Source organism: Bacillus cereus group sp. MG9 (genome assembly GCF_040459995.1).
Taxonomy (GTDB): domain Bacteria; phylum Bacillota; class Bacilli; order Bacillales; family Bacillaceae_G; genus Bacillus_A; species Bacillus_A mycoides.
In genome coordinates this window covers 1,768,830-1,781,359 of record NZ_JARVHC010000001.1, presented here as the reverse complement: position 1 = coordinate 1,781,359, position 12,530 = coordinate 1,768,830, and the positions used below count along the sequence as shown (strand labels likewise).

Below are 12,530 nucleotides of genomic sequence, written 5' to 3'. Positions count from 1 at the left end.
ATATCTCGATACGCTACCTTTCTTTTATATAATTCCAAGCACATTTAGGAATACGATAATAATCGCAATTGGTGCAATATAGCGAAGTAAGAATAACCATAATACGAATAGTTTATAGCCTTTATTTTTACTTACACCAAGCTCTTTCATTAATACATCTTTCTTCATTTTCAACGGAACAAAGATGGAAACTAATAAAACACCAAGCGGCATTAATATGTTACTAACCGCATAGTCTGCTAAATCAAAAATTGTTTTCCCAAATGGTTTCACATCACTTAACAAACCGAATGATAAGGCTGATGGAACCCCTACAACAAAGATTAACAAGCCAACAATTAATGCCATTTTTTCACGTTTCCCTTTACTTTTACCTTTAGTTGTTAAAGACGCAACACTAATTTCTAACATCGAAATTGCTGATGTAATAGTAGCAAAGAAGAATAGTAATAAGAAAACAATGAAGAATAACTTCCCGAACGCCATTTTACTGAAAATAGCTGGCAGTACGATAAATAATAGCCCTGGTCCTTGAGATGGTTCCATCCCAAATGCGAACACTACTGGGAAAATTGCAAGCCCTGCAAGTAATGTAATCACAAGCGTTAAAGCTACGATAGAAAATGCTGAACGTGGTAAGCTTTCTTCTTTCGGTAAGTACGAACTATACGTTACCATAACGGCTACCCCGACAGATAACGAAAAGAACGATTGCCCCATTGCATATAAAATGATTTCTGATGTTACGTTTGAGAAATCAGGTTGTAAGAAGAATCGAACTCCTTCTCCAGCACCATCTAACGTAAGTGCACGAACAATTAATACAAAGAATAAAACGAATAATGCTGGCATGAAATATTTATTTACTTTTTCAACACCATTTTGTACACCTTTACTTACGATAAAAATAGTAATAAGGATGAATAATAGCTGTGATCCAACTGCTAAATACGGATTGGAAATGATTTCACCAAACGTAGCTTCGTATGCTCCATTTCCTTCCCATAGTCTACCTGTAATTGCATTCCATAAGTATAATATAATCCATCCTCCTACAACACTGTAGAAAGAAAGTAATATGAAACATGTTACAATCCCTAACTTCCCTAACCATGGCCATAATGTTTTTGGTGCGATTTCTCTATATGCATCAACGGCCTCTTTTTGTGTACTTCTTCCGATAACGAATTCAGCTAATAATAGCGGTAAACCAATTAATAATGTGAAACCGATGAAAATAAGGAAGAACGCGCCGCCTCCTCCAATTCCGGCCATATACGGGAACTTCCAAATCGCTCCAAGACCAATCGCTGAACCTGCTGCAGCTAATACGAAACCTAATTTCGATGTCCATTGCTGTGAATTCATTTGTTAATCTCCTCTCTTTATCTTTTTCTGTTTTACAATCCGGTATTTATATTGTTCTATCCATACTCTTTTCTAATACGTTCACTTCCTCCCTAATAAAAAACGTCCCTACGTAAATACGTAGGGACGACAAAAATATCGCGGTACCACCCTAGTTGTGAAGATACACCAAAGTTAGGACCTAAATAAAAAACGTCCCTACGCAAATACGTAGGGACGATAAAATATCGCGGTACCACCCTAGTTATGAAGCCACACCAAAATTAGGACCTAAATAAAAAACGTCCCTACGTAAATACGTAGGGACGATAAATATCGCGGTACCACCCTAGTTGTGAAACAATCTTCACCACTTTATTTGATAACGGTATAAACTACCGTCTTTCATTTCCTCATAATGTGAGATTTATGAAAGATGCTCCAGGACGAACTTCATGAATAATCTATATACTGATTCACACCAACCATCAGCTCTCTGAAATAGGGAGATTTTCACTACTATACCCTTTCATTGCCCAAATATTATTTTCCGAATTGATTACTATCATTTTTATCATACATTAAAAATAGTGTCAACTTATATTTTGAAATTTTATGCATTACATTCTATTTAAAAATTCAAAATATGACTTTTGTATGAATAGTATTAGAACATTTATGGTTTATACTGTATTAACTTCTCTAGCAGGTTTATAGTAGTATACGATAAATGCAAGACAGCACGAGTAGGAGGAAAGAATTTTGTCTACTTCAAAAGTTTTAAAAGGTACCGCTTTATTAAGTGGTGCAACAATGATTTCACGAATTTTAGGTTTTATATACTTTTTCCCCTTTCAATTATTAGTTGGAACGCAAGGGGTCGCTTTATATGGATACGCATACTCTTGGTACGGTATTTTATTAAGCTTTTCAACAGCTGGTATTCCTATTGCCGTCTCAAAATTTGTTGCAAAACATAATGCACTTGGTGATTATAGTACAAGTAAAAAATTGTATAACTCGAGCGTAAAATTAATGATGTTTATGGGCTTTTTAGGATTTTTAACTTTATTTATTGGAGCACCGTACATATCACAATTTATTATTCGCTCGAAAACACCAGATCCACAATTTATCGCAGACGTAACACTTACAATGCGAGCATTAAGCTTCGCGCTTATTATCGTACCAGCTATGAGTGTTACACGTGGTTATTTCCAAGGTTTTCAACATATGAAACCAAGTGCTGTTTCTCAAGTCGTAGAACAAATCGCACGTGTCGTTTTCATTTTAGTTGGTAGTTTTATCGTCTCAAAACTATTAGGAGGTTCAGTAGCTTCTTCTGTTGCAGTTGCTACATTTGGTGCTGTTATCGGGGCACTTGCAAGCGTCTCTATTTTAATGATGTACTGGAAAAAATATAATGGATTAAAACCTCCTGAAGGTGAGCTGAAAACGAGATCATCAAACATTCCGTTAAGAAGTATTTATATGGAATTACTACGTTATGCAATTCCAATTGTATTTGTAGGCATTGCAATCCCGCTCTATACGTTAGTAGATCAATATACCGTAGCTGATGTCCTTAGAGCAATGGGAGAACCTTTAGAAACCGCGAATGCAGTTTTCGCTTATATAACGAACTATGCCCAAAAGTTAATTATGATTCCGGCTTCACTTGCAACTGGATTCTCATTAACAATTATTCCGGCTATAACGAAATCATTTACAAGCGGGAAGCTAGATGAATTACAAGGACAAATTTCAAAGATATTTCAAGTGTTGTTATTCTTCACTATCCCAGCCGCATTCGGTCTTGCTAGTATCGCTTACGATGCATTCCGCATGGTTTATGTAAATCCTGAAATTGCACTTGGTGGATCACAATATTTAATTTCATTTGCACCTTCTGCTGTATTAAGTGCAATTTTCACAGTTTCAGCCGCTATATTACAAGGAATTGATTATCAAAGAAAAACAATGATTGCATTCTCAGCCGGTATTCTCGTTAAAATTGTGGTGAACACACCGCTCTTACATTTATTCGGTGGACATGGTGCTGTACTTGGAACAATTCTTGGATATCTCGTTTCAAATATTATTATGTTGTACTGCATCGTTAAGTTTGCGAAATTTAAAATTGGCGAAACAGCAAAAACAGTATTTCTTATTACGATTTACTCCGCAGCAATGTCTGCTGTTGTAATTGCATTAAGAGCAATTATAAGCTGGATTATTCCTGGACAATCTTATGTAGAATCACTGATCATTGTGTTTATATGCGCCGCAGCAGGAGGACTTGTTTATCTTTTATTCGTATTAACGAGTGGACTTGCTTCGCATATTCTCGGTGATAGGATTCAACGATTACCTGTATTAGGAAAGTTAGTAAAATAAAAAAACAAGAGATGTAACGCGTTGTTATATCTCTTGTTTTTTTACTTCGCATATTGAATGCGCTTTTGTTGTTCAGCAATATTTAATTTTGGGGCATATTGTTCTACTAAATGTAATACCTCTTCGATCAACACTTCTAACTCCTGTACACTATACTCTGGTTCCCCTATCAGCGTATTCGCCATACGCTCATATAGATTTTCAGGTTTAATATTCATACGCTCTACATTATAAGCCATCCATTTAAATGCAGGATGGTGCACGTACATTCTATTCAAACCGAATAAAACACCGAATAAATCCCTTTGTACTTCACAAATAACATCATAAAGCATAAGCCAATCTTTCCGTTTTAAAAGCGCCTCTCGATTATGCCAACGATTACTAAACCAAAGTTTTTCTGAAATCATCCTTTTCGCCAGTTCTTCTGGATATGCTTCAACTCTATCTTTTAGAGCATGTACTTTTACTTCTCCATACAAACTCACACCATCATGAACCGATGATACAATACATTGTTTCTCATAATTTATATCATACTGCTCTATAACTTCTGAAATAATTTTTTCTACTGTCAATGTTAAAAAGTTACTAATCTCTAGTTTAATTCCTTCTTTCGTCAAATACGTTTCCGACCATTCTTCGTCCTCGTAAGGATGATATGACAAAATCGTTCCACCAATATTATTAATTGGACCTAGACGCTCTTCATCCTCTGGTGGTTCTGACCATAAAATATGTAATTCAATATCTGAATGTTCATCTTCTAACTTTCTCGCTACAGATCCTGCTAAAATAATAGCTTCGACTTTCTGGTTTTGCCTATAAATCTCCGACATCTCTATCGCTTTCTCTTTTAATCCCATTGCATTTCCCCCTAAAACTGCAGTACTCCCCTTCCTTTTCATTTATCTATTTCGATATTAAACATTATATTACCTTTTCAAATTTCCACTAAATCATATTTCTACCCAATAACGCTGAACAATTTCGCCAGAATTAGAAGAAACTACTTCATTTTCTAGCACACCGCCAACCTTTTGAATCGTTTTAGCCGAACCAATATTAGCTTTATCACAAGTTATTAGCACTTTCTTCAACCCTAACTTTTGCGCTTCACTTAATGCAAGTTTCAATTGTTTTGTCGCGTAACCTAGGCGACGTTTATTCGGATGGATACTATAACCGATATGACCGCTTTCCAGCAATAATTCTGGATTTAATCGATGTCTAATATTCACAAAACCGATAAGTTCTCCTTTTTCAAAACTTAAAAACTGACTAGATGGCACTCGATTTGCTTGTAAGTTTTCTCCTACTTCTTGTATACTCACTTTTTCAAACCATTCATCTAGTGAATCAAAATTTTGTAAAGAGCTACTGCCGTGTGGTTGTTCTCCTGCATGTAAAAATGCCTGCCTATACTCCATAATTTGTTCGCTATATTCGTATGTTGGTTTCAATAGCTTCATTGTCATTCTCCCCACTCACCCATTATCTATTTTTCTAAAAGAAACACCTTAATAGCGGATTTTCATCCTTACTATTAAGGTGCTTCTATCACTTTTATTCAAATAGCCCCATACTCAAATAACGCTCACCTGTATCAGGTGCAATACATAAAACTTTTTTACCAGCACCTAAACGCTTCGCTATCATTATTGCTGCGTAAACAGAAGCTCCTGAAGATGGCCCTACTAGTAATCCTTCTTGTCTTGCCAAGTTCCTCATTGTAGTTAATGCCTCTTCATCTGCAATTTGCATAATTTCGTTATACACTTCTGTATTTAAGTTTTTGGGAATAAACCCTGGGCTTGTTCCGACTAGTTTATGAGGGCCTGGAACACCACCAGATAACACTGGTGATCCTTTCGGTTCTACTACGACAATATATAAGTTTGGTAGTTTCTCTTTTAACGTTTCACCGGTCCCTGTAATTGTTCCGCCTGTTCCTGCGGTTGCTACAAATGCATCAAGTTCTCCATCCATTTGTTCATAAATTTCAAGTGCAGTCGTATAACGATGAATATTCGGATTTGCTGGGTTTTCAAATTGCTGCGGAATAAAACTATTTGGAATTTCTTTTTGTAACTCTACCGCCTTCGCAATTGCTCCTGGCATTCTTTGTTCTGCTGGTGTTAAAACTACTTCTGCGCCGTATGCTTTCAATAAATTAATACGCTCTTTGGACATATTATCTGGCATAATTAAAATAGCTTTATATCCTTTAGCAGCTGCATTCATCGCTAAGCCAATTCCTGTATTTCCACTTGTCGGTTCAATAATTGTATCACCTGGCTTAATGAGACCGTGTTCCTCGGCAATATGAATTAAGTTATAGGCTGCACGATCTTTCACACTGCGTGACGGATTAAACATTTCCAGTTTTACATACACATCCGCTGCGTCCTCTGGAATAAATTTAGATAATCGGACGACAGGTGTATCTCCTATTAATTCTGTAACATTTTCACATAATTTCATAGCGCATCCCCTATTCTATCGTTTTCTTATCATTCGGCAGTAACAATGAAGTAAGTCCAATTAATGGTAAACCACTACATAATAGCATAATAAATTGAAGACTATACATATCAGCTAATTTTCCAAGGACTACAGCACCTAATGCTCCAAGACCAAACGCAAGGCCAACAATTAACCCTGATACCATCCCAACTTTCCCTGGAACAAGTTCTTGTGCATATACAACGATTACACTAAAACTACTAGAGCTAATAAATCCAATGCATAAAAATAACGGTACAACCCACATAAGAGAAACGTGAGGTAACAATAGTGCAAGCGGCGCTGAACCGAGCATCGAAAAGACAATAATCTTTTTCTTACCGAATCGATCCGCTAGCGGACCACCAAAGAAAGTACCTAATACACCAGCAATCATAAAAGCGAAGACGAAATACTGTGCATTTTTTATAGATAAACCGTAATGCTCTATTAAATAAAATTGATAGAAATTCCCGATACCAGCACCGTACCAAGAACGTACGAATGTTAGAAAAACAAGAAGTATAATAACAAATTTAATATGCGTACTTACAATCGCATTTTCAGCCTCAAGTGCAGCCCTCTTTTTCCTTCTTACAGCACCAGTGGCTAATTCATTTTTATACCAATTTGATACGAAAATTAGTAATACAATTCCAACTGCTGCAAAGGCTGTAAAACCTAAAGAACCAATTTGACCGAGCGGAACGAAAATTAATGCTGTAAAAATAGGTGCTAGAGAATTCCCTGTATTTCCCCCCACTTGATAAATCGCTTGTGCTAAACCTCGTTTTGCACCGGCTGCCATGTAAGCAACACGAGCGCCCTCCGGATGAAAGACCGCGGAACCTAATCCAATAAATAAAACAGAAATAATAACAACTATAAAGTTCGGTGCAAATGCAAGTCCAATCATCCCAAGCATACTCGAAAACATACCGAGCGGTAATAAAAATGGTGACGGCTTCTTATCTGAATACATCCCAAAAACCGGCTGCATAATCGATGACGTCATATTTAACGCAAACGCAATCCACCCTACTTGCATATAGGATAAATTCATCGTTTTTTCCAAAATAGGAAACAACGCTGGCACAACTGCTTGCATCGAATCATTCAAAAAATGTCCGAAACTAATCGCAAATAATATTCGATATATTGTCGGTGTTTCTACTGTATTTTTTTGTGAAACTGCCTGCATATGTGTATTTCTCCTTCCTGTACAAAATATATATTTATTACAGTTAGTGTAATAAATTTAGACTTTATTCAAAATAAATTCTGAGTTTTGAAACATTTCTATTCTATACTGGTTTCATTTCTTTTTCCAGAAATTCAACTTCTAAAAAAACATATTTTTTCTATGTGCTTTGTCGGATTTATTCATATGAACTCTTTGTATTTTCTTTTATACTAAGGCAGGACGAAAGGAAGGCTTGCAAATATGAAGAAAAAGACGATCCTAAAACATATTAGGATCGCCTTTTTTTATTAAATAGAAAAACGCTTATATTTCTCATAATCACTCGTCTTACATTCTAGTGCCATTTTCGTACCTTCGTTTTCATAACTCGTAGATAAAACGTGTGCATGATTGTTGAAATACGAAACTACCTGCCCTTGATCATACGGAATTAACATTTCACACTTCGTATACTCTTTATAAATGTGTGAACGAACTACTTCTACAAGCTCTTCAATTCCAACATGTTTCTTCGCAGATAGATAAACGCGATCTTCTTGCACTTTCGGAATTTCAACATCTACCAAATCTGATTTGTTGTATGCATAAATCGTTGGGATATTTTCCACGCCAATTTTCTTTAACGTTTCATTTGTAATATCAATTAATTGCTCATAATTGGGATTTGAGTAATCTACAACGTGAATGAGTAAATCCGCTTCTGCCACTTCCTCTAGCGTTGAACGGAAGGCTTTCACAAGATGATGCGGTAATTTACTTACAAATCCAACAGTATCCGTTAATAAAAATGATTTATTATCCGGCAAATCAATATTTCGTACAGATGTCTCTAACGTCGCAAATAACATATCTTTTTCAAATACTTGTTTTTCTACAGTACCATTAAAAATTTCAAGCATTGTATTCATTATCGTTGATTTACCTGCATTCGTATATCCTACTAATGATACAACTGGCATTTCATTTTTCTTACGTTGTTTACGCTGCGTTTGACGCTGTGCAACAAGTGCCTCTAATTCTTTATTTAGAGCTGCAATTTGTTCTTCAATTTTACGACGGTCTAATTCCAACTTCTTCTCACCGACACCTTTATTTTTCGTGCCAACTCCCCCGCTCTGTCTTCCTAACGATTCACGAAGACCGATTAAGCGAGGCATCATGTACTGAAGATGGGCCACTTCTACTTGCAACTGCGCTTCTTTCGTTTTCGCACGCTGCGCAAAAATATCCAAAATTAAAATGGTACGATCAATTACTTTACAATCTAAATCCTCTTCTAAATTTCGAATTTGTGAAGGAGATAATTCGTCATTAAAGATGACCATATTTGCATCTGCTTCTTTCACATACGCTGCTACTTCTTCAATCTTCCCTTTTCCAATATAATGCGACGGATTTACTCGTTGTAAATTTTGCGTCACTTGACCGATTACTTCCACATCACAAGCTTCCGTAAGATTTGCTAACTCTTCCATCGAATATGCAAAATCAGCTTCCTTACCTAAATTTACTCCAACTAATATTGCTCTTTGTAATAATTCTTCCATATATTTATTCCTCCATTTCGATTACGCAAAATAAAAAACACAGGTCACTGCCTGTGTTTTTGTAAACGGATAAGGGTTCACCAAAGAAATAGAAGAAAGCAGTGCTTTCGTCCTATACATGGTCAAAAAGTCCCAAGATAGTATACGTATCCAACAAGTGTTCACCTATACTATCCCATTCTATTTATAAAGGCAAAACAAAAAGAGGGCGTATTCGTCCCTCCCTCTTTTTCACATATAAGCTTAATAAAGGGTTCCTTTAAAATAGGCAGACCAATCCCGTTCACTCTGTACACAGACAGAGCCTTTGAGCGCTATTCAATTATCGGCACAAAGTATTGAGACGTAATCTGATTAAGATCAAAGGAAGCCCCTCCGTTCATTTTAAGTTACATAAAGTGTAGCATAAGTAATTCGCTTTCACAAGATTAAACCACCTATAGAAACCGAAAGAAAATCTTTATATTTTTACTTTAATCGTCATTTTTTGCGAGTTCTTCTCACAATAAAAATAACAACAGCAATTAACAATAACACACCTATAGAAATGATAGTTACTTGCCACCAACTTAAACCGCTTACCATTTCATCTTTTAAATCCACTTTCTTCGTCGGAACAGACTCTTTTGCAATATGACGTAAAGCCATTTTCTCTATCTCTGCCTCATCTAATCTCTTCGTTCCACTGCAGCTAGATGTCTCCAACAGTTTCACTTCTCCTCTATGAGAAGTGAACACTAGGTACTCTCCTCCCTCTGCAAAACGAAACGCACAACTACTACTACTGCTTGTATATATAATAATTTGCGAAGAACTTGTCCCTTTCCAAATTTTCTTCACTTCAAATAATGTTTTCATTCTTCCGTCCTTCTCTTGAACTTCTAATACCTTACCTTCAAACACTACATCATTTTGTTGTAACCTCTCTTCTGGTGATGCTTTAGTACAATCACAAGCATAAGATTTCTCTGGTAAAATAAAATAAGTAAAGCTACAAATTAAAACAAGAGACAATACATATACGATTCTTTTCAAGAATCTCAAACCCCTTCATTATCAAATTTAGAAGCTTTCCGTATATTATTTGGATATCACTCCTCAAATCCCTTTCCGTTTATTAAAATATATTAATTTTATTAAACAGAAAATCTTTATCAATATTTTTACGATCTAATATTAGTATCAGATTATAAAAAATAAGTTAGGAGATGTTCTTATGAATTCTCAATCTCGTATTACTGCAATTGGTACTTATGTTCCAGATCAAATATTATCTAATAACGATTTAGAAAAGAAGGAAAATTAAATAATGGAGATACACTTTTACTGTAGGGATTTGGCGATGGATGTATGCATTTAGGGCTTATTGTGGAGTGGGATTTAAACTGAAATTTCCTTTTATACAACTAACATTACGGTAAATGAAATTATATCAACGATTCCAGTTAGACTATTAGTTGATCACAAAAAAGCGGCATTCAAAGATTGATTATCTCCCTTTGAACGCCGCTTCTTTTATCTGAATTTTATTTACCTGTCCGAGACCATATCACAACTGGAATAAGCAGTAAGGCTACAGCCCCTCCCGCTAATGATAATGCCGCATAACTTGAATTAGCTACTACCATACCTGACATCGCTCCACCAGAAGCTCCGGCTAACGCAATAAAAACATCTATTTTCCCTTGTGTTTTTGCACGTGTAGAAGGTATAGTTGCATCAACAATTTGAGCTGTACCACTTATTAAACCGAGGTTCCACCCTAACCCAAGTAAAGACAGAGCAACAATTAATAATAGTAAAGAATCACTCGGCGCTATCGCAGCTATGACACCCGCCGCTAGTAAAATCACTCCACCAGCTATACTCATCGTAGTTCGGCCGATTTTATCAATTAACATTCCTGTAACGAGAGACGGAAGATACATTGCACCTACATGAAAACCAATTACAAGCCCTATTGCACTTAAACCATGACCATGATGCCCCATATGAACTGGCGTCATCGTCATAATCGCAACCATCACTATTTGAGTAAGTATCATTACGATTGCTCCAACAGTAACACCACGTTTATTTTCTATCATTTCTTCTGTTACTGGTTGCCCTTTATATGTATGTTCTTGTTTATATGTTTCTATTATGTTAGCAATAATTAACGGATCTGGACGAAGCATAACAAAAAGTACAAGACCCGCAAGTATAAATGCCGCTGCTGATAATATGAACGGACCAGCAAGGTTAGGAATTCCAATTGAATGGGCAAAATCCCCCATTACACCTACTAAATTCGGACCAGCTACCGCACCAAAAGTCGTCATAACCATCGTAATACTAATAGCAGTTGCTCGCTGCTTCTTATCTGCTAAATCGGTACCAGCATAACGAGCTTGTAGATTCGTCGCTGTACCTGCACCGTATATGAGTAAAGAAACTAGTAAAAGAATAATACTATTTGTTAACGCAGCCAATACAACTCCAATAGCCCCTAGTCCCCCTACTATAAACCCTGTTGCAAGTCCTATTCGGCGACCATATTTTTGCGATAACTTCCCAACAAAGAAAGCCGCTACCGCAGATCCCATTGTAAACATAGCAGCCGGTAATCCTGCATACGCATCCGTCCCAAGCATTTGCTGTGCAAGAAGTGCACCTACTGTAATACCAGCAGCTAATCCCGCTCCGCCAAACATTTGTGAAATACTTACGATTATTAACGTTCGTTTATATAATTTTTGTTGCTCTTCTTCTGTATACATACGCTTACTTATTAAAGCATCTGCTGTATCTATCATTTCCTCACCCTCCCTATGAAACTAATACCTCTTGTTAATGTACTATAGAACAACAAAATCCCAAAATTTAAAGCGCTTAAATTTATCCATATTTCGTTACTCCTACACCTTAAATAATGCTAAGTTCCTTTCGTGGAGAAACTTAGCAAAAAAATTATTGTTTCCAAATAATGATTAAAGTGCGATTTATTACAAATACCATTCCAAGAATAATAGCTAAGGTTATTTGATCAACAACATATAGAGCAACTGAGGTAACTCCAAACAATATGATTTCCAACATAAACCTATATGGTTCTGGCAGTTTTAATGATGCTTTAGGTGCAATAAAAACCCCCCATATTGTCGCAAAAAGTAGTGGTGAGCCAATGCCAAAAATAAATTTCACATATACACTTTCCCAAAATTGAAAGCCCCAGTAACATAGTGATGCAAGAGCACATAATTCTAGAAAAAATCGAATCGCTAAATTTATAGGTTTTATAAACATTTAAAGAACACCCCTTTGAAAAATATATTTAAAATCCTATGAAAATAATATTATGCATCCGTTATTTGAACTTGATACGTGCCCATTCATGACATGTAAAAAACAATTATACATCTTATTAATATTATTCAGTTTATCTTTCTAAACTTCGAAAACTTGATCTTGACGGATAATGAATGAAAGCAAATACTTAATGACAGTGATACATATGCCTATAATCACAAAATAAAGAACTCCACGGTTTA

Annotated in this window: 10 protein-coding genes, 1 pseudogene and 1 other annotated feature; of the genes and pseudogenes, 2 read left to right on the top strand and 9 right to left on the bottom strand. The window is 35.9% G+C overall.

The annotated features are described in order from the left end of the window. Positions 1–24 precede the first annotated feature (24 nt). A complete protein-coding gene (locus tag QCI77_RS09180) occupies positions 25–1,368 on the bottom strand; it encodes a sodium-dependent transporter (RefSeq protein ID WP_002012165.1) in 1,344 nt (447 codons plus the stop codon). A gap of 298 nt (positions 1,369–1,666) precedes the next feature. Beyond that, positions 1,667–1,889, bottom strand: a binding site (T-box leader). Positions 1,890–2,109: 220 nt separating this feature from the next. Between QCI77_RS09180 and QCI77_RS09175 the strand changes: the two genes are divergently transcribed. After that, positions 2,110–3,744, top strand: a complete 1,635-nt coding sequence (locus tag QCI77_RS09175) for a putative polysaccharide biosynthesis protein (RefSeq protein WP_353824796.1) — start codon at positions 2,110–2,112, stop codon at positions 3,742–3,744. Between the two features lie 41 nt (positions 3,745–3,785). Here QCI77_RS09175 and QCI77_RS09170 read toward each other — a convergent pair whose 3' ends face one another. From QCI77_RS09170 to QCI77_RS09145, 6 genes are all read right to left on the bottom strand, one after another. Then, positions 3,786–4,610 (bottom strand): DUF4037 domain-containing protein, encoded by an 825-nt coding sequence (locus QCI77_RS09170; RefSeq protein WP_353824795.1) that lies wholly within the window; start codon positions 4,608–4,610, stop codon positions 3,786–3,788. Positions 4,611–4,703: 93 nt separating this feature from the next. Next, positions 4,704–5,216, bottom strand: coding sequence for a GNAT family N-acetyltransferase (locus tag QCI77_RS09165; RefSeq protein WP_016103124.1), 513 nt, complete (start codon positions 5,214–5,216; stop codon positions 4,704–4,706). A 94-nt stretch (positions 5,217–5,310) separates the two neighbouring features. Beyond that, entirely contained in the window at positions 5,311–6,228 is a 918-nt protein-coding gene (gene cysK, locus QCI77_RS09160; RefSeq protein WP_353824794.1) for a cysteine synthase A, read from the bottom strand. Positions 6,229–6,238: 10 nt separating this feature from the next. Continuing rightward, positions 6,239–7,450 carry an MFS transporter gene (locus QCI77_RS09155; protein ID WP_002012170.1) on the bottom strand — a complete coding sequence of 404 codons (1,212 nt, stop codon included), beginning with the start codon at positions 7,448–7,450 and terminating at the stop codon, positions 6,239–6,241. Between the two features lie 290 nt (positions 7,451–7,740). Next, a complete protein-coding gene (gene hflX, locus QCI77_RS09150; protein ID WP_060751531.1) occupies positions 7,741–9,000 on the bottom strand; it encodes a GTPase HflX in 1,260 nt (419 codons plus the stop codon). A 480-nt stretch (positions 9,001–9,480) separates the two neighbouring features. Continuing rightward, the gene (locus QCI77_RS09145; protein WP_353824793.1) at positions 9,481–10,035 is read right to left on the bottom strand and encodes a cobalamin biosynthesis protein CbiN; all 555 of its coding nucleotides are present in this window, start codon (positions 10,033–10,035) and stop codon (positions 9,481–9,483) included. Between the two features lie 181 nt (positions 10,036–10,216). Between QCI77_RS09145 and QCI77_RS09140 the strand changes: the two are divergent. Next, positions 10,217–10,294: pseudogene (locus tag QCI77_RS09140) on the top strand (3-oxoacyl-ACP synthase); the annotation flags it as partial. Positions 10,295–10,526: 232 nt separating this feature from the next. Here QCI77_RS09140 and QCI77_RS09130 read toward each other — a convergent pair. Both QCI77_RS09130 and QCI77_RS09125 read right to left on the bottom strand, forming a co-directional pair. Further along, positions 10,527–11,795 carry an MFS transporter gene (locus QCI77_RS09130; protein ID WP_193652695.1) on the bottom strand — a complete coding sequence of 423 codons (1,269 nt, stop codon included), beginning with the start codon at positions 11,793–11,795 and terminating at the stop codon, positions 10,527–10,529. Positions 11,796–11,949: 154 nt separating this feature from the next. Beyond that, the gene (locus QCI77_RS09125) at positions 11,950–12,285 is read right to left on the bottom strand and encodes a YrdB family protein (RefSeq protein WP_113769381.1); all 336 of its coding nucleotides are present in this window, start codon (positions 12,283–12,285) and stop codon (positions 11,950–11,952) included. Positions 12,286–12,530 lie beyond the last annotated feature (245 nt).